At 34.4% G+C, this 16,675-nt stretch carries 22 protein-coding genes; 20 read left to right on the forward strand and 2 right to left on the reverse strand.

The window, feature by feature from the left end; translation table 11 throughout:
• Nucleotides 1-44 precede the first annotated feature (44 nt).
• The 15 genes from rpsH to carA all read left to right on the forward strand — a co-directional run bounded on the left by rpsH (nt 45) and on the right by carA (nt 8,834).
• The gene (gene rpsH / locus ACM55M_RS09410) at nt 45-443 is read left to right on the forward strand and encodes a 30S ribosomal protein S8 (RefSeq protein WP_035668108.1); all 399 of its coding nucleotides are present in this window, start codon (nt 45-47) and stop codon (nt 441-443) included.
• Between the two features lie 17 nt (nt 444-460).
• Complete coding sequence (gene rplF / locus ACM55M_RS09415; RefSeq protein WP_416842884.1) at nt 461-1,003, forward strand: 50S ribosomal protein L6; 543 nt, start codon at nt 461-463, stop codon at nt 1,001-1,003.
• Between the two features lie 11 nt (nt 1,004-1,014).
• Nucleotides 1,015-1,365 (forward strand): 50S ribosomal protein L18, encoded by a 351-nt coding sequence (gene rplR, locus ACM55M_RS09420; protein WP_416842885.1) that lies wholly within the window; start codon nt 1,015-1,017, stop codon nt 1,363-1,365.
• 6 nt (nt 1,366-1,371) lie between these two features.
• Nucleotides 1,372-1,899, forward strand: a complete 528-nt coding sequence (gene rpsE / locus ACM55M_RS09425; RefSeq protein WP_073210380.1) for a 30S ribosomal protein S5 — start codon at nt 1,372-1,374, stop codon at nt 1,897-1,899.
• A 12-nt stretch (nt 1,900-1,911) separates the two neighbouring features.
• Nucleotides 1,912-2,094 (forward strand): 50S ribosomal protein L30, encoded by a 183-nt coding sequence (gene rpmD, locus ACM55M_RS09430; protein ID WP_166138180.1) that lies wholly within the window; start codon nt 1,912-1,914, stop codon nt 2,092-2,094.
• A gap of 11 nt (nt 2,095-2,105) precedes the next feature.
• On the forward strand, nt 2,106-2,558 hold the full coding sequence (gene rplO, locus ACM55M_RS09435; protein WP_416842887.1) for a 50S ribosomal protein L15: 453 nt from the start codon (nt 2,106-2,108) through the stop codon (nt 2,556-2,558).
• 13 nt (nt 2,559-2,571) lie between these two features.
• Nucleotides 2,572-3,918, forward strand: coding sequence for a preprotein translocase subunit SecY (gene secY / locus ACM55M_RS09440; protein ID WP_416842888.1), 1,347 nt, complete (start codon nt 2,572-2,574; stop codon nt 3,916-3,918).
• A gap of 3 nt (nt 3,919-3,921) precedes the next feature.
• Nucleotides 3,922-4,137 carry a translation initiation factor IF-1 gene (gene infA / locus ACM55M_RS09445; RefSeq protein ID WP_007136545.1) on the forward strand — a complete coding sequence of 72 codons (216 nt, stop codon included), beginning with the start codon at nt 3,922-3,924 and terminating at the stop codon, nt 4,135-4,137.
• A 12-nt stretch (nt 4,138-4,149) separates the two neighbouring features.
• Nucleotides 4,150-4,266, forward strand: coding sequence for a type B 50S ribosomal protein L36 (ykgO, locus tag ACM55M_RS09450; RefSeq protein ID WP_008992256.1), 117 nt, complete (start codon nt 4,150-4,152; stop codon nt 4,264-4,266).
• Between the two features lie 2 nt (nt 4,267-4,268).
• Nucleotides 4,269-4,643, forward strand: a complete 375-nt coding sequence (gene rpsM, locus ACM55M_RS09455) for a 30S ribosomal protein S13 (protein ID WP_416842889.1) — start codon at nt 4,269-4,271, stop codon at nt 4,641-4,643.
• Between the two features lie 8 nt (nt 4,644-4,651).
• On the forward strand, nt 4,652-5,035 hold the full coding sequence (rpsK, locus tag ACM55M_RS09460) for a 30S ribosomal protein S11 (RefSeq protein WP_024981527.1): 384 nt from the start codon (nt 4,652-4,654) through the stop codon (nt 5,033-5,035).
• Between the two features lie 92 nt (nt 5,036-5,127).
• Nucleotides 5,128-5,733, forward strand: coding sequence for a 30S ribosomal protein S4 (gene rpsD, locus ACM55M_RS09465; RefSeq protein WP_416850248.1), 606 nt, complete (start codon nt 5,128-5,130; stop codon nt 5,731-5,733).
• 21 nt (nt 5,734-5,754) lie between these two features.
• The gene (locus ACM55M_RS09470) at nt 5,755-6,747 is read left to right on the forward strand and encodes a DNA-directed RNA polymerase subunit alpha (protein WP_039110214.1); all 993 of its coding nucleotides are present in this window, start codon (nt 5,755-5,757) and stop codon (nt 6,745-6,747) included.
• Nucleotides 6,748-6,783: 36 nt separating this feature from the next.
• Nucleotides 6,784-7,272, forward strand: a complete 489-nt coding sequence (gene rplQ / locus ACM55M_RS09475) for a 50S ribosomal protein L17 (protein ID WP_416857331.1) — start codon at nt 6,784-6,786, stop codon at nt 7,270-7,272.
• Nucleotides 7,273-7,733: 461 nt separating this feature from the next.
• Nucleotides 7,734-8,834: a glutamine-hydrolyzing carbamoyl-phosphate synthase small subunit gene (gene carA, locus ACM55M_RS09480; protein WP_416857332.1), complete on the forward strand. Its 1,101-nt coding sequence runs from the start codon at nt 7,734-7,736 to the stop codon at nt 8,832-8,834.
• 91 nt (nt 8,835-8,925) lie between these two features.
• Here the strand turns inward: carA and ACM55M_RS09485 are convergent, their stop codons facing one another.
• Nucleotides 8,926-10,185, reverse strand: a complete 1,260-nt coding sequence (locus ACM55M_RS09485) for an erythromycin esterase family protein (RefSeq protein WP_416857334.1) — start codon at nt 10,183-10,185, stop codon at nt 8,926-8,928.
• A gap of 477 nt (nt 10,186-10,662) precedes the next feature.
• Between ACM55M_RS09485 and eno the strand changes: the two genes are divergently transcribed.
• The 4 genes from eno (at nt 10,663) to ctlX (ending at nt 15,336) form a co-directional block, all read left to right on the forward strand.
• Nucleotides 10,663-11,955 carry a phosphopyruvate hydratase gene (gene eno / locus ACM55M_RS09490; RefSeq protein WP_416857336.1) on the forward strand — a complete coding sequence of 431 codons (1,293 nt, stop codon included), beginning with the start codon at nt 10,663-10,665 and terminating at the stop codon, nt 11,953-11,955.
• 157 nt (nt 11,956-12,112) lie between these two features.
• On the forward strand, nt 12,113-13,396 hold the full coding sequence (locus ACM55M_RS09495) for a citrate synthase (RefSeq protein WP_416857338.1): 1,284 nt from the start codon (nt 12,113-12,115) through the stop codon (nt 13,394-13,396).
• 65 nt (nt 13,397-13,461) lie between these two features.
• Nucleotides 13,462-14,376, forward strand: a complete 915-nt coding sequence (locus ACM55M_RS09500; protein ID WP_416857340.1) for a dimethylarginine dimethylaminohydrolase family protein — start codon at nt 13,462-13,464, stop codon at nt 14,374-14,376.
• 24 nt (nt 14,377-14,400) lie between these two features.
• Nucleotides 14,401-15,336, forward strand: a complete 936-nt coding sequence (gene ctlX / locus ACM55M_RS09505) for a citrulline utilization hydrolase CtlX (RefSeq protein ID WP_416857342.1) — start codon at nt 14,401-14,403, stop codon at nt 15,334-15,336.
• Nucleotides 15,337-15,389: 53 nt separating this feature from the next.
• Here ctlX and ACM55M_RS09510 read toward each other — a convergent pair whose 3' ends face one another.
• The gene (locus ACM55M_RS09510; RefSeq protein ID WP_416857344.1) at nt 15,390-16,019 is read right to left on the reverse strand and encodes a MarC family NAAT transporter; all 630 of its coding nucleotides are present in this window, start codon (nt 16,017-16,019) and stop codon (nt 15,390-15,392) included.
• 157 nt (nt 16,020-16,176) lie between these two features.
• Between ACM55M_RS09510 and ACM55M_RS09515 the strand changes: the two genes are divergently transcribed.
• Nucleotides 16,177-16,542, forward strand: coding sequence for a CoA-binding protein (locus ACM55M_RS09515; protein WP_416857776.1), 366 nt, complete (start codon nt 16,177-16,179; stop codon nt 16,540-16,542).
• The last annotated feature ends 133 nt before the right edge of the window (nt 16,543-16,675 follow it).

Genomic DNA, 16,675 nt, shown 5'->3' on the forward strand with positions numbered 1-16,675 from the left:
TCGACAAATAGTTTGTTGAAAACCAAAACCGCAAATTAATACACATGTATACAGATCCTATTGCTGATTATTTGACAAGAGTTCGTAACGCTGTGGCTGCAAACCACAAAGTTGTTGAAATTCCTGCATCTAATCTAAAAAAAGAAATAACTAAGATCTTATTTGATCAAGGTTATATCTTGAGTTACAAATTTGAAGACAACGCTGTTCAGGGTTCAATCAAAATTGCTTTGAAGTATGATAAAGATACTAAAGAGTCTGTAATTAAAGATATCCAAAGAATTAGTAAACCAGGTTTACGTAAATATTCAAGTTCTTCAACTATTCCAAGAATCCTTAATGGATTAGGAATTGCTATTGTTTCTACATCAAAAGGTTTGATGACAGGAAAGAAAGCCAGACAGTTAAATGTTGGTGGTGAAGTAATTTGTTACGTATACTAATTTAAAGACTATATAAGATGTCAAGAATAGGTAAAAGTCCGGTTGTAATCCCTGCTGGTGTAACTGTTGAAGTTGCAAATGGTATTATTACAGTAAAAGGAAAAAATGGTCAACTAACTCAGGAGTTTTCGGACGTTACTGTTACAGTTGAAGATGGTCAAGTTCAAGTTGACAGATCGTCTGATCACAAAGACCAAAGAGCAAAACATGGTTTGTACAGATCTTTAATCAATAACATGATTATCGGTGTAACAGATGGTTTTACTAAGTCATTAGAATTGGTAGGAGTTGGTTATAGAGCTTCAAATCAAGGACAAAAATTAGATTTAGCACTTGGTTACTCTCACAATATTGTTTTAGAAATTGCTCCAGAAGTTGTTTTGGAAACGATCTCTGAAAAGGGGAAAAACCCAATTGTGAAATTAACATCATTTGACAAACAACTTTTAGGTCAGGTAGCAGCGAAAATTAGAGGTTTTCGTAAGCCAGAGCCGTACAAAGGAAAAGGTGTTAAATTTGTAGGTGAAGTATTAAGAAGAAAAGCAGGTAAATCAGCTTAAAAAATAAGATTATGTCATTAACAAAACCTGAAAGAAGACAAAGAATTAGATTCAGAATTAGAAAAAGTATTAGTGGTACTGCTACTAATCCAAGACTATCTGTATTCAGAAGTAACAAAGAAATTTACGCTCAACTTATTGATGATGTAAACGGAGTTACTTTATTGGCGGCTTCTTCAAGAGAAAAAGAAATAGGTAACGGTACGAACATTGAAGTTGCTACAGCGGTTGGAAAACTAATTGCTGAAAAAGCTTTAAAAGCTGGGATAGACGTAATAACTTTCGATAGAGGAGGTTATTTGTATCACGGTCGTATTAAATCATTAGCGGAAGGCGCAAGAGCGGCTGGACTTAAATTCTAATATAGTATGTCTAATAGTAAATACAAGAATGTAGAGTTAGTAAAACCAAGTGGTCTTGAATTAAAAGATCGTTTGGTAAGTGTAAATCGTGTTACTAAGGTTACAAAGGGAGGTAGAGCTTTTGGTTTTTCTGCTATTGTAGTTGTAGGTGATGAAAATGGAGTGGTTGGACACGGATTAGGAAAATCTAAAGATGTTTCTGAAGCAATTGCGAAAGCAGTGGAAGATGCTAAGAAAAATTTAGTAAAAATTCCTTTGAATGGTAAATCAGTTCCTCACGAACAAAAAGGTAAATTTGGTGGTGCACGTGTATTCTTAATTCCTGCCTCTCATGGTACTGGAGTTATTGCTGGTGGAGCTGTTCGTTCAGTTCTTGAATCAGTTGGAATTCATGATGTATTATCTAAATCTCAAGGATCTTCAAATCCTCACAACGTAGTAAAAGCAACTTTTGATGCTTTATTACAAATGAGAAGTGCTTATACTGTTGCAAAACAAAGAGGCGTTTCTTTAGAAAAAGTTTTTAAAGGTTAATTCAAGGAAATTATGGCTAAATTATTAGTAAAACAAGTTAGAAGCAAAATCAACTGTCCTCTTTCTCAAAAGAGAGGATTAGAAGCTTTAGGTCTACGTAAAATGGGACAAGTTGTAGAGCATGATTCAAACCCTACAATCCTTGGGATGATAAATAAAGTTAAACACTTAGTTTCTGTTGAAGAAACTAAATAACAAATACTGTTATGAATTTAAGTAACTTACAACCTGCTGAAGGTTCTACACACAATCAAAATAAAAGATTAGGTAGAGGAGAAGGTTCTGGAAAAGGTGGTACTTCGGCAAGAGGACACAAAGGAGCAAAATCTCGTTCTGGTTATTCTAAAAAGATTGGTTTTGAAGGTGGTCAAATGCCACTTCAAAGACGTGTGCCTAAGTTTGGTTTCACAAACATCAATCGTAAAGAATACGAAGGTGTTAATCTAGATACACTTCAATTATTAGTAGATAATGGTGTGATAACAGATGCTGTTGATATGACAGTTTATGTTGCTAATCGTTTGGCTACTAAAAATGAAATCGTTAAGATTTTAGGAAGAGGAGAATTGACAGCGAAATTAAAAGTAACTGCTCACAAATTTACTGCTACTGCAAAAGCTGCTATTGAAGCTGCTGGTGGAGAAGCTGTAACAATATAATTTTTCTAATAAGATGAAGAAATTTATTGAATCATTAAGTAATGTTTGGAAAATTGAGGAACTAAAAAATAGAATCCTAATCACTTTAGGACTTCTTTTAGTTTATCGTTTTGGAGCACACGTTACACTTCCTGGAATTGATGCAACTCAATTAAACAGTTTAGCTGGCCAAACCAAAAATGGTATTGGATCTATTCTAGACATGTTTACGGGAGGTGCTTTCTCTAAAGCTTCGGTTTTTGCTTTAGGTATAATGCCATATATTTCTGCATCTATTGTTGTTCAGTTAATGGGAATTGCGATTCCATATTTGCAAAAGCTTCAAAGTGACGGTGAAAGTGGTAGAAAAAAGATTAATCAAATTACCCGTTGGTTGACAATAGGTATTACACTGGTTCAAGGGCCAACGTACATTTATAATTTGTATAGGACTTTGCCTAGTAGTGCTTTTTTGTTAGGATTTGATTCATTTGAATTTTTATTTTCTTCAGTAATTATCTTAGTTACAGGGACGGTATTCGCCATGTGGTTAGGAGAAAAAATTACTGATAAAGGTATTGGTAACGGTATATCATTGTTGATTATGGTTGGTATTTTGGCTAGATTCCCTCAGGCTTTTATCCAAGAGTTTACAACCAGAGTTACTAATAATAATGGTGGACCAATGTTATTGGTTATTGAAATTATCATTTGGTTATTGGTTATTATTGCTTGCGTTTTACTTGTAATGGCAGTTCGAAAAATACCTGTTCAGTACGCTCGTCGTACTTCGTCAGGAGATTACGAACAAGATTTAATGGGTGGAAATAGACAATGGATTCCTTTAAAGCTTAATGCTTCTGGAGTTATGCCTATTATCTTTGCACAGGCAATTATGTTTATTCCTGCTGCAGTAGCAGGTTTGTCAAAATCAGATGCATCTCAATCAATTGTTGGCGCGTTTAGTAATATGTTTGGGTTTTGGTATAATTTTGTTTTTGCAACTTTAATCGTTGTATTTACCTTCTTTTATACTGCAATTACAGTTCCTACTAATAAGATGTCTGATGATTTAAAGAGAAGTGGTGGTTTTATTCCTGGTGTAAGGCCTGGAGTTGAAACTTCTGATTTTCTTGACAAAGTGATGTCTTTAATAACTTTTCCAGGATCTTTATTTCTTGCCTTGATCGCTGTGTTCCCAGCAATTGTTGTGAGTCTTATGGATGTTCAACAATCTTGGGCAATGTTTTTTGGAGGTACTTCATTAATAATTATGGTTGGTGTTGCCATAGATACAATTCAACAAATCAATTCATATTTGTTAAACAAACATTATGACGGTTTAATGAAGAGTGGTAAAAATAGAAAAGCAGTAGCTTAACTTATGGCAAAACAATCAGCAATAGAACAAGACGGTTCGATCATTGAAGCATTATCAAATGCGATGTTCCGTGTAGAGTTAGAAAATGGACATATTGTAATCGCCCATATATCTGGAAAAATGCGTATGCATTACATCAAATTATTACCTGGTGATAAAGTGAAACTAGAAATGAGCCCTTACGATTTGTCAAAAGCAAGAATTACTTATAGATATTAAAGGATATTCAAAATGAAAGTTAGAGCTTCAGTAAAAAAGAGAAGTCCCGAGTGCAAAATTGTGCGAAGAAAAGGGAGATTGTACGTAATAAACAAAAAGAATCCTAGATTTAAACAAAGACAAGGATAGTTATGGCAAGAATAGCAGGGGTAGATATCCCAAAAAATAAGAGAGGTGTTATAGCACTAACCTATATCTTCGGATTAGGAAGTAGTAGAGCTATTGAGATTTTAGCAAAAGCTCAAGTTAGCCAAGATAAAAAAGTTCAAGACTGGAATGATGATGAGATCGGAGCAATTCGTGAAGCAGTATCAACTTTCAAAATTGAAGGAGAATTACGTTCTGAAGTTTCTTTAAACATCAAACGTTTAATGGATATTGGATGTTATAGAGGTATCCGTCATAGAACTGGTCTTCCATTAAGAGGACAAAGAACTAAAAACAACTCTAGAACAAGAAAAGGTAAGAGAAAAACTGTTGCCAACAAGAAAAAAGCAACTAAATAATAAGTAATATGGCTAAAGCAACTGCAAAAAAACGTAAAGTTATCGTTGAATCAACGGGAGAAGCTCATATTTCTGCTACTTTTAACAATATCATCATTTCTTTGACTAACAAAAAAGGTGAAGTTATTTCTTGGTCTTCAGCTGGTAAAATGGGTTTTAGAGGTTCTAAAAAGAACACTCCATACGCAGCCCAAATGGCAGCAGAAGATTGTAGTAAAGTAGCTCTTGAAGCTGGACTTAAAAAAGTAAAGGTTTATGTTAAAGGACCAGGAAACGGACGTGAGTCTGCTATCCGTTCTTTGCATAACGGTGGAATTGAAGTGACTGAAATTATTGATGTTACTCCAATGCCTCACAACGGATGTCGTCCTCCTAAAAGACGTAGAGTTTAATACTCAAAAAAAACAATAGTATAACCTAGATTGAATACCGATTATCGAAGGATAAGACCTGAATTCATAATCTCAATCTTAAACAATTTAAAATGGCAAGATATACTGGTCCTAGTACAAGAATCGCTCGTAAATTTGGCGAAGCGATTTTCGGAGACGATAAAGCTTTCGAAAAAAGAAATTACCCACCTGGTCAACACGGGATGGCTAAAAAAAGAGGAAAAAAATCTGAATATGCTGTCCAGTTAATGGAAAAGCAAAAAGCTAAATATTCTTACGGAATATTAGAAAAACAATTCAGAAACTTATTCGAAAAAGCATCAGCAACCAAAGGTGTTACTGGTGAAGTTCTTTTGCAATTGTGTGAAGCAAGATTAGACAACGTTGTTTTTAGAATGGGTATTGCTCCTTCTAGACGTGGTGCTCGTCAAATCGTATCACACAGACATGTTACTGTAAACGGAGAAAATGTAAATATTCCTTCTTACCACTTGAAACCAGGTGATGTAGTAGGGGTTCGTGAAAAATCTAAATCTATAGAAGCGATCGAGCGTTCTTTATCAAATTCAAGTCATGTTTATGAGTGGATTACATGGAATAATGAAACTAAATCAGGTACGTTTGTTACTGTTCCTGCTAGACTTCAAATTCCAGAAAACATCAAAGAACAATTAATCGTAGAGTTGTACAACAAATAATAATTGACTTAGTCGAAATTTATGGCAATATTTAATTTTCAGAAGCCCGATAAAGTTATCATGATCGATTCAACCGATTTTGAAGGTAAATTTGAATTCAGACCTTTAGAACCAGGATACGGATTGACCGTTGGTAATGCACTTAGAAGAGTTTTGCTTTCAGCATTAGAAGGTTATGCAATTACATCTGTTCGCATTGAAGGTGTAGATCATGAGTTTTCTACTATTTCAGGAGTTGTTGAGGACGTTACCGAAATTATTCTTAATCTTAAACAAGTACGTTTCAAACGTCAAATTGAAGATATAGATAATGAATCAGTTACTATTTCTGTTTCCGGTAAAGATCAATTGACAGCGGGTGATTTTCAAAAATTTATTTCAGGTTTCCAAGTTTTGAATCCAGAACTTGTTATCTGTAATTTAGACAGCAAAATCAAACTTAATTTCGATTTAACAATCGAAAAAGGTAGAGGATATGTTCCTGCTGAAGAGAACAAAAAACAGAATGCTGCAATTGGAACTATTTTTACAGATTCAATTTTTACTCCGGTAAAAAATGTAAAATATGCGATTGAAAACTTCCGTGTAGAGCAAAAAACAGATTATGAAAAATTAGTTTTTGAAATAAAAACGGATGGTTCAATCAATCCAAAAGATGCCCTTACTGAAGCTGCAAAAGTTTTAATTCACCATTTCATGTTATTCTCTGACGAAAGAATTACACTCGAGGCTGACGAAATTGCACAAACAGAATCCTATGACGAAGAGTCATTGCATATGAGACAATTGCTTAAAACTAAGCTTGTTGATATGGATCTTTCTGTAAGAGCATTAAATTGTTTGAAAGCGGCTGAAGTTGATACACTTGGTGATTTAGTATCGTTCAATAAAAATGACCTAATGAAATTCCGTAATTTTGGTAAAAAATCTTTAACTGAGCTTGATGAACTTGTAGCAGTTAAAAATTTAAACTTCGGTATGGATTTAGCAAAATACAAACTAGATAAAGAATAATCTAATCCGCCTTGGCGGATTAAATTTCATAAAGCAATGAGACACGGAAAAAAATTCAATCACTTAAGCAGACAGACTGCACATAGAAAATCTATGTTAGCTAATATGGCTTGTTCTCTTATCGAGCACAAACGTATTAACACTACTGTTGCTAAAGCAAAAGCGCTTAAACAATTTGTTGAGCCTTTAATAACAAAATCAAAAGCGGATACTACGCACAATCGTCGTATCGTTTTTGGATACTTACGTAGCAAATATGCGGTAACTGACTTGTTCAGAGACGTAGCTGCTAAAGTAGGAGACCGTCCAGGTGGATACACTCGTATCATTAAAGTTGGAAATCGTTTAGGAGATAATGCTGATATGGCAATGATCGAATTAGTAGATTTCAATGAACTTTACAATGGTGGTAAAAAAGAAGTTAAAAAAGCAAAAAGCCGTCGTGGTGGAAAAGCTAAGAAAGATGAAGCTACTGATGAAGCTCCAGCTGCTGAAACTGAAACAACTACAGAGAGTGCTGAATAGTTATGAAAATAATCATTCAATAAAAATCAAGGATAAGCTAGTACTAGTTTATCCTTTTTTTTTGATTTTTTTTAATTTCAGGAGCACAACATTATATGTTTAAAGAACTTTTGACCTGCTTTTCGCTATATCTTTTTCTTGTAATTCTTCCTTCGTTCGAATAACAAGAAAAAGGATGCCACTTCAAACGAAGTTCACTGAACTCAAATGAAAATAGAAATTAAGTGAAGTAATCAGGGCTAATTAAGGCTATTGTTTTCCATAAGAAATTTCAAAAATAGGATGTTTACTTTAGAACCTGTATTTCTTTAATCCTTGTATGTTTTAATGTTTAAAATATAAATTTTAAAAACGTTGCATTCATTGCTTTAAAGAATTAAATTTGCACAATATTTAACTACACATGAAACGCGTTTTTTCGAGTTACATGAGACTATTAAAAAAATAATAGAAATCAACGAATGAAATATACTACACGACAAAAAGCAATTCTTTTATTAAGTGACGGAACGATATTCCATGGTAAGTCTATTGGAATCAGTGGAACTACTTTTGGGGAAGTTTGTTTTAACACAGGAATGACGGGTTACCAAGAAATATTCACTGACCCTTCTTATTTTGGTCAATTAATGGTAGCCACCAATGCGCATATTGGAAATTATGGAGTAAACGATTCGGAAGTTGAATCAAAAAGTATTAAAATTTCAGGTTTAGTTTGTAAAAACTTTAGCTTCAATTATTCTCGTGAAGGCGCTTCAGGAAGTTTAGAAGACTATTTTATTAAACAAAACCTTATCTGTATATCTGATGTAGATACACGTGCTCTGGTAAGTTACATACGTGAGAATGGTGCTATGAATGCGGTAATTTGTACAGATGAAACACCAATTGAAGAGCTAAAAGTTGCCTTGGCAAAAGTCCCGGATATGAAAGGATTAGAATTAGCTTCTAAAGTATCTACTACTGAACCTTATTTCTTTGGTGATGAAAATGCAACCTATAAAATATCGGCGCTAGACTTAGGGATTAAAACCAATATCCTTCGTAATTTGGCCAAAAGAGATTGCTATATTAAAGTGTTTCCTTTTGATTCTTCTTACCAAGATTTAGCTGCATTTAATCCAGATGGCTATTTTTTATCGAATGGACCTGGTGATCCGGAGCCTCTTTCTGGGGCTATTCAAGTAGCAAAAAAAATTCTTGAAAACGATAAACCTTTATTCGGGATTTGTCTTGGACACCAAGTAATTGGTCTGGCAAACGGAATTTCAACGTATAAAATGTTTAATGGACACAGAGGGATAAACCATCCCGTAAAAAACATGATTACAGGAAAAGGCGAAGTTACTTCTCAAAATCATGGTTTTGCCGTAAACAAAGAAGAGTTAGAGAATCATCCTGATTTGGAAATCACACATCTTCACCTAAACGATGGAACAGTTGCAGGTATGCGTATGAAAAACAAAAATTGTTTCTCCGTTCAATACCATCCCGAAGCAAGTCCTGGACCACATGATTCCTCTTATTTATTCGATCAATTTATTGAAAATATAAAAGGCTAGAGTTTTAATATGATTATTAATGCTTCGGTATTTAAAATACAAGGGTTTGACTTAAATGAGTCAAACCCTTTTTTTATAGAATAATGTAAACTTAGATGCCGAAAGGATATGTTTCCGGAATCTCGTTTCCATCGGGTTGAATATGTATCGGATGCAATGCGCTTGTTTCATCAAGAAAAATAAAGGCATCATATCTTTGTGGTAAGATTGTGGGAACATAATTCCCGAATCTTTCCTGCTCTGGATTATAAACTACCCCAATGGCCCGATGTCTTATATATGAAGAAAGGCATTTCTCGTCCTTTATTTCATTCATTAATAATAATTTGTTTTTTCCATTACCTGCAAGATGAAAAGCATGCTCCCAACTTCCAACGACAGCATCAGGAACTTTTATTTTCCGTATGGAATCGCCCCATTCTCTTCCGGCAACCACACTTCCTTTGTAGGATCCAAATCCTACTGCAACAACTCCTTCGCTTAAATATTGCTCTCTTAATAATTGTCCTACATTTACCATTCCTTCAGAAGCCATTTCTGTAGCACGAGCATCGCCGATATGCGTGTTGTGTTCCCAAACTATTGTTTTCGCTTCCTTTCCATGGAATTTCATGAGGCGTTCTATAGTCGAGACCATGTGTTCGTCCCGAATATTCCAAGAGGCGGATCCTCTTTTTATCATGGCACGATAGTATTTTTCTGCATTGCTGGCAACGAATGCATTTTGTTCCGTACTCATAACATTTTCTGGATCATGATTGTAGTTAGGAATGTTTTTTATTATTTCCGTGAGCAGGTGCAGGATTTCTTTTTCACAAAGTTCCGGGACGTAGGATGAGGCTCTGGCGTACGTTTGGCCTTCGTCTCTGTCATAAGGTTCAAAGCATTTCATTGCTGTTTTGGCTACTGCTAATGCTTTTGGATCATTTTTTTCTAAATATTGAATTATGGAATTCATTGATTCCCTGAAACTGTATACATCCAAACCATAAAAACCAATTCTTTTATTCGCTGGAAAATCTTCGTTATAAACCTTGATCCAATCGATGAATGCTGCGGTTTCCCAATTTGCCCACATCCATGTTGGCCATCTTTTAAATTCATTCATGACGCTGTAGATGTCTTTCCCCGAATCTAAATATCCTTTTGCATATCGATTCAAACGATAGCAATCGGGCCAATCGCCTTCGACTCCTACAAAAGAAAAGCCTTTTTCCTTTATTAGTCGTTGTGTGATTATGGCCCTCCAGACATAATATTCATGCGTGCCATGGGAAGCTTCGCCTAAAAGGACATATTTTGCGTCGCCGATTGAATCGATTAATGGATCTAAATCTGCTATATTTTCCAAAGGAGAAGCCTTTTTGTTTAATAATGTTACAATTTCACTAGAATTAATCAAATTGTTACGGTTTTTTGAAGCGTCCATCACATTTTTATTTTTTTAATTTATAGCTTGAATAATAAAAAATTCCAATTAAAAAATATATGAAATAAAGGTTGTTTTTATTTTTTAAAAAATGAATATAAAGTTAATTTATATTATTGATAATGAGTATGTTTTGATTTATTTATTCGCTTTAATCAATCACTTTGGAATTGAAATTAGCCTTCTTGAATTTTGGACAAAGTGATGTCAATGGAGTTGTTTTTATTTTAATGGAATCATGAAAAATAACTAATAATGTAAAAATAAATTCTTAAAATAGTTTAAATGTTTTGTTTGTGAAAAAATTATAACGTTTTCGTTAATAACATTCATTATTTTCATTAAATCATTACGAAAGATAGAATATATTTGTATTTTTAAAATTAAAAATTTTAGTATATGAGTATAATTATCAAAATTCACGCAAGACAAATTTTCGATTCAAGAGGAAATCCTACAATAGAAGTAGATGTAATTACAGATAATGGTGTTCTAGGAAGAGCAGCGGTACCGTCAGGAGCTTCAACTGGAGAACATGAAGCAGTAGAATTACGTGATGGAGGAAAAGCATTTCTTGGAAAAGGAGTTTTGAATGCCGTGAAAAATGTGAATACCATTATTTCTGAAGAACTTGTTGGAGTTTCAGTTTTCGAACAAAATGTTATTGATCAAATGATGATTGATTTAGATGGTACTCCAAATAAATCTAACTTAGGAGCAAATGCAATTTTAGGTGTTTCTCTAGCTGTTGCAAAAGCTGCTGCGAATGAATTAGGTTTGCCTTTATACAGATATGTAGGCGGTGTTTCTGCAAATACATTGCCGGTGCCAATGATGAATATCATCAACGGTGGTTCTCATTCTGATGCGCCTATTGCGTTTCAAGAATTTATGATTTTCCCTGTGAAAGCAACATCTTTTTCACATGCAATGCAAATGGGAACAGAAATTTTCCATAGTTTGAAAAAAGTGTTACACGATAGAGGTCTTTCAACTGCAGTTGGGGATGAAGGTGGTTTTGCACCAAATCTTCCTGGAGGAACTGAAGATGCTTTAGATACTATCAAAAAAGCTGTTGAAACTGCAGGATATACTTTTGGAGATGAAATCATGATCGCTTTAGATTGTGCTGCTGCAGAATTTTATGTAAATGGAAAATACGATTATACTAAATTTGAAGGCGAAACAGGGAAGATTAGATCTTCTGCTGAGCAAGTAGATTATTTAGCGGAATTAGTGGCTAATTATCCAATCATTTCTATCGAAGATGGAATGGATGAAAATGACTGGGATGGATGGAAATTACTTACGGAAAGAATTGGAGATAAAGTACAATTAGTTGGAGATGATTTATTCGTTACCAATGTGACGCGTTTGGCTACAGGTATTGAAAAAGGAATCGCTAATTCAATTCTTGTGAAAGTGAACCAAATAGGTACTTTGACTGAAACTATTGCAGCAGTTAATATGGCTAAAAATGCAGGATATACTTCAGTAATGTCGCACCGTTCAGGAGAGACTGAAGACAATACAATTGCAGATTTAGCAGTAGCTTTGAATTGTGGTCAAATTAAAACAGGTTCCGCTTCTCGTTCGGATCGTATGGCTAAATACAACCAATTATTAAGAATTGAGGAAGAATTAGGAAGTACTGCTTATTTTCCTGGAAAAAATGCTTTCAAAATAAAATAATTACAAATATTTTTTAAAAAATTGCCATTCACGTAAAGTGAGTGGCTTTTTTTTTGACAGTTTTAACAATTTCATTGTGTTATTCATTTTTTAATTACTTTGAAATTCCCTAGATTTGGTAAATTATTATTTTAAAAGTTTTATTTCCAATTATATTATGTCAAAAACAGCAACATTAGAAATAGATGGTCAAAAATTTGAACTTCCTATCATTGTAGGAACTGAAAATGAAGTGGCTATCGACATTAACAAATTACGTGATTTGTCAGGTGCGATTACTATTGACCCGGGCTACAAAAATTCAGGTTCTTGTAAAAGCGAAATTACTTTCCTAGATGGAGAGCTTGGAATTTTGCGTTATAGAGGGTATTCAATAGAGGATTTAGCTGAAAAGGCAGATTTTTTAGAAGTTTCTTATCTTTTAATTTTTGGAGAATTGCCAACTAAAGTTCAGTTAGAGCAATTTGAAAATGATATTAGAAAATATACTTTGGTCAACGAGGAAATGAAAAATATCATTGACGGTTTTCCAAAAACAGCTCACCCAATGGGTGTTTTAGCTGCTTTGACAAGTGCTTTGACGGCATTTAATCCAAAGTCGGTGAATGTTGAAAATGAAAAAGAGATGTATGAAGCAGTTTGCAAAACCATGGGTAAATTCTTGGTAATTGCAACTTGGACGTATAGAAAAAGTATGGGTTATCCTTTAAATTATTACGATAATACAAAGGGTTATGTAGAGAATTTCATGCGTTTAATGTTTGAATTGCCAACGGAACCTTATAAAGCAAGTCCTGTTGTTATTGATGCGTTAGACAGATTGTTTATTCTTCATGCGGATCATGAGCAAAATTGTTCTACATCTACCGTTAGAATGGTAGGTTCTTCTCATGCGGGATTATTTGCTTCAATATCTGCAGGAGTTTCTGCACTTTGGGGTCCTTTACATGGTGGCGCTAATCAAGCAGTACTTGAAATGCTGGAAGAAATTCACAAAAATGGTGGTGACGCTGATAAATATATAGCTAAAGCAAAAGACAAAAATGATCCTTTCCGATTGATGGGATTTGGTCACAGAGTATATAAGAATTTCGATCCAAGAGCAAAAATCATTAAAAAAGCTGCTAATGAAGTTTTATCAACTTTAGGAGTGGAAGACCCAATTCTGGCTATCGCTAAGAAACTGGAGGAATCGGCTTTAGAAGATGAATATTTCAAATCACGAAACCTATATCCAAATGTAGATTTCTATTCTGGAATTATTTACAGAGCATTAGGAATTCCTACAGATATGTTTACGGTAATGTTTGCCATAGGCCGCTTGCCGGGTTGGATTGCACAATGGAAAGAAATGCGTGAAAATAAAGAACCTATTGGAAGGCCAAGACAAATATATACTGGTAGTCCTTTGAGAGACTTTGTGTCATCTGATAAAAGATAAATTTCAATTCAAAAAAGCTTCACTAATTTGTGAAGCTTTTTTTATATTTGCCAAAAGCGAAATACATGCTAGCGTTAAATATAAAGAATGAAACTTCAAGATTGAGAGCCGTAGTTTTAGGTTCGGCAATTGATAATGGGCCAACACCAAAGGCAGAAGAAGCGTATGATCCAAAATCATTAGAACATATTTTAGCGGGCACTTATCCAAAAGAATCGGACATGGTTGCTGAAATGGAGGCTTTTAATAAAGTACTTCAAAAATATGATGTGACAGTTTTTCGACCAGAAATGATTGCCAGTTACAATCAGATCTTTACCAGAGACATTGGTTTTGTCATTGATGATATTTTTATTAAATCTAATATTTTACCTGATAGAGAACGAGAGTTAGAGGCGATACAATATGTTATTGATGAAATTGACCCTGAAAAAGTCGTTCGTCCTCCAGAGGAAGTACATATTGAAGGCGGAGATGTAATTTTGTGGAATGATTACATATTTGTTGGAACATATAAAGGGAGTGACTACAAAGACTATATTACCGCAAGAACGAATGTGCAAGGAGTCCAATATATCAAAGATTTGTTTCCAAATAAAATTGTTAAGGGATTTGATTTGGTAAAATCAAAAATCGAAGCCCGAGATAATGCGTTGCATTTGGACTGTTGTTTTCAACCGGTTGGAAAAGATAAAGGAATTATATATAAAAGAGGATTTCGTGAAGAAGCGGATTATCTGTTTCTTGTGAATTTTTTTGGAAAAGAAAACTTGTTTCACATTACAAGAGACGAAATGTATCATATGAATTCTAATGTTTTTTCCATAAATACAAATGTGGTAGTTTCCGAAAAAAACTTCACACGATTAAATAATTGGTTGCGTGCCAATGGTTTTGTAGTTGAAGAAATTCCATATGCAGAAATTGCAAAACAAGAAGGACTATTGCGATGTTCTACTTTGCCTTTAATTAGAGATTAATTTTTTGACGAAAAAAATAAAAATATGAAACAGACAACAAACTCCATATTGATGATTCGCCCGGTTGCGTTTCGAATGAATGAACAAACGGCAGTAAACAATTATTACCAAAAAGTATTGGATGGACTTTTACCTGCTACGGTAAATGCCAAAGCGCAGCAGGAATTTGATGCTTTTGTTGCCAAATTAAGAGCTGTTGGTGTTGATGTTACTGTTGTTGACGACACTACAAATCCAGACACTCCGGATAGTGTTTTTCCAAATAATTGGGTTTCTTTTCATGAGAATGGAGATGCAGCCTTATTTCCTATGTTTGCTGAAAATCGTCGTGAGGAACGCCGCGAAGATATTTTAGATATTCTCGAAGACAAGGGTTTTGTAATTAATAATATAATGGATTACACTTCGGCTGAGGAAGATGGTTTTTTCTTGGAAGGAACAGGGAGCATCGTGCTGGACAGAGCGAATAGTAAAGCGTATTGCGCTTTATCTCCCAGAGCTGATGAAGAATTATTTATCGAATTCTGTGAAGATTTTGATTATGCACCGGTAATTTTTGAAGCTTTTCAAACCATTGATTCAGAGCGAAAATTGATTTACCACACCAATGTAATGATGTGCGTGGGAGAAACTTTTGCGGTGATTTGTTCCGATTGTATCGATGACAAAAAAGAACGCAAGATGGTTTTAGATAATTTAAAAGAAAACGGAAAAGAAATCATTTTGATTACCGAAGCCCAGATGAACAGTTTTGCAGGAAACATGCTTGAAGTTTGTGGAGCAAATGATAAAAGATATTTGGTTATGAGTACTGCGGCACATCAAAGCTTAACGCCAAAACAAATTGTACAACTGGAAAAGCACGCTGAAATTTTAAGCTCCAATTTAGATACTATCGAAGCCTGTGGCGGTGGAAGCGCCAGATGTATGATGGCAGAAATTTTCTTGCCAAGAAATTAATTTTTAAACTCTGACAAGGTTCTCAGGCTTGTCAGAGTTTAAAATTATTATTTTTAAGTTAAGTTTCCTTTGATAATGTTGATAATTGCACTTACAATATATTGAATCCCAATTGCAATTACGATAAAGCCAATGATTCTCGAAATAGCAACAATCCCTGATGCTCCGAGTATTTTTGCTAAATAATGGGCACTTCTGAGAATGACAAAAATAGCTACAGCTATAGCAAGAATGGCTAACGAGGATATAATGATATCGCTTGTGGAGTTGTGTTCTTGGTAAAAAGCAATAAGCAAAGAAATAGAGCCAGGGCCCGCAAGCATAGGAATTGCCAGAGGAGTTAAAGCTATATCATTTCTTTTTTGAGCATCCGTTTCTATCTTTTTGTTAATCCCTCTTTTTTTATTGATTTTCCCTGAAAGCAGTGAAAATCCTGAACTAACAATGATTAATCCCCCTGCAATTCGGAGCGCATCAATACTGATTCCAAAAAACAGCAAAACATATTGACCGATAAAAAAGGAGATTATCAGGATAGCAAATACATTTATTGCCGTCCATAAGGAAATTCTGGAACGTTCCTGTTTGGTGTCATCTTGTGTGAGTCCCACAAATATTGGAACAGTACCTATAGGGTTTAATACTGAAAAAAGGGCGACGAACAGGTAGATGAAAAGATCCATATTTTCTAATTTGATGCTGCAAAAATACTCTTTTTTTTATGCTATGAAAGATGTAAATGTTAGGATATTGTTTTGATTGCTTTTGTAACTAAACCTAATAATTCATAAACTCATGGCTCTTTTTGATTACTTTTGCAAAATATAATTACAGAAAATGATAAAAAATAAAAAAACGTTGGTTCTTGGAGCTTCAACAAAACCGGCGAGATATTCCTTTTTAGCAATTGAAAAATTGGTTGATAAAGGGCATTCCGTTCTTGCGATTGGTCAAAACGCGGGTGAAGTAGCAGGAATAAAAATCCAGACTAAAGCTATTCCTTTAAAAAATATAGATACGGTCACACTTTATCTGAATCCTTTACGTCAGCGCGATTACTACAATTATATTGTTGAGGCGCAACCAAAACGTGTTATTTTCAATCCAGGCACTGAGAATCCAGAGTTCTATCAATTGTTGAAATTAAATGATATCAAAGTCGAGATAGCATGTACGTTAGTTATGTTGGCAACAAATCAATATTAGTTTTTGGAGCTATTTTACTTTGTCAGTTCGCTTCGCTCGTGTCAGCTGTTCGCTATATCTTTCTCGTCCTGAACTTGTTTCAGGATCCTGAAACAAGTTCAGGACGAGAAAGGATGCCGCTGCCATCTGGTTA

Source organism: Flavobacterium galactosi, assembly GCF_048158585.1.
GTDB lineage: Bacteria > Bacteroidota > Bacteroidia > Flavobacteriales > Flavobacteriaceae > Flavobacterium > Flavobacterium galactosi.

Excerpts from the sequence above, each read along its gene's own strand:
- secY (WP_416842888.1), top strand. The coding sequence starts at position 2,572 with ATGAAGAAATTTATTGAATCATTAAGTAATGTTTGGAAAATTGAGGAA.
- ctlX (WP_416857342.1), top strand. The coding sequence starts at position 14,401 with ATGAAACAGACAACAAACTCCATATTGATGATTCGCCCGGTTGCGTTT.
- rpsE (WP_073210380.1), top strand. The coding sequence starts at position 1,372 with ATGTCTAATAGTAAATACAAGAATGTAGAGTTAGTAAAACCAAGTGGT.
- ACM55M_RS09500 (WP_416857340.1), top strand. The coding sequence starts at position 13,462 with ATGCTAGCGTTAAATATAAAGAATGAAACTTCAAGATTGAGAGCCGTA.
- rpmD (WP_166138180.1), top strand. The coding sequence starts at position 1,912 with ATGGCTAAATTATTAGTAAAACAAGTTAGAAGCAAAATCAACTGTCCT.
- ACM55M_RS09495 (WP_416857338.1), top strand. The coding sequence starts at position 12,113 with ATGTCAAAAACAGCAACATTAGAAATAGATGGTCAAAAATTTGAACTT.
- ACM55M_RS09510 (WP_416857344.1), bottom strand. The coding sequence starts at position 16,019 with ATGGATCTTTTCATCTACCTGTTCGTCGCCCTTTTTTCAGTATTAAAC.
- rpsM (WP_416842889.1), top strand. The coding sequence starts at position 4,269 with ATGGCAAGAATAGCAGGGGTAGATATCCCAAAAAATAAGAGAGGTGTT.
- rplO (WP_416842887.1), top strand. The coding sequence starts at position 2,106 with ATGAATTTAAGTAACTTACAACCTGCTGAAGGTTCTACACACAATCAA.
- rpsD (WP_416850248.1), top strand. The coding sequence starts at position 5,128 with ATGGCAAGATATACTGGTCCTAGTACAAGAATCGCTCGTAAATTTGGC.
- infA (WP_007136545.1), top strand. The coding sequence starts at position 3,922 with ATGGCAAAACAATCAGCAATAGAACAAGACGGTTCGATCATTGAAGCA.
- ACM55M_RS09470 (WP_039110214.1), top strand. The coding sequence starts at position 5,755 with ATGGCAATATTTAATTTTCAGAAGCCCGATAAAGTTATCATGATCGAT.
- rpsH (WP_035668108.1), top strand. The coding sequence starts at position 45 with ATGTATACAGATCCTATTGCTGATTATTTGACAAGAGTTCGTAACGCT.
- carA (WP_416857332.1), top strand. The coding sequence starts at position 7,734 with ATGAAATATACTACACGACAAAAAGCAATTCTTTTATTAAGTGACGGA.
- rpsK (WP_024981527.1), top strand. The coding sequence starts at position 4,652 with ATGGCTAAAGCAACTGCAAAAAAACGTAAAGTTATCGTTGAATCAACG.
- eno (WP_416857336.1), top strand. The coding sequence starts at position 10,663 with ATGAGTATAATTATCAAAATTCACGCAAGACAAATTTTCGATTCAAGA.
- rplR (WP_416842885.1), top strand. The coding sequence starts at position 1,015 with ATGTCATTAACAAAACCTGAAAGAAGACAAAGAATTAGATTCAGAATT.
- rplF (WP_416842884.1), top strand. The coding sequence starts at position 461 with ATGTCAAGAATAGGTAAAAGTCCGGTTGTAATCCCTGCTGGTGTAACT.
- ykgO (WP_008992256.1), top strand. The coding sequence starts at position 4,150 with ATGAAAGTTAGAGCTTCAGTAAAAAAGAGAAGTCCCGAGTGCAAAATT.
- rplQ (WP_416857331.1), top strand. The coding sequence starts at position 6,784 with ATGAGACACGGAAAAAAATTCAATCACTTAAGCAGACAGACTGCACAT.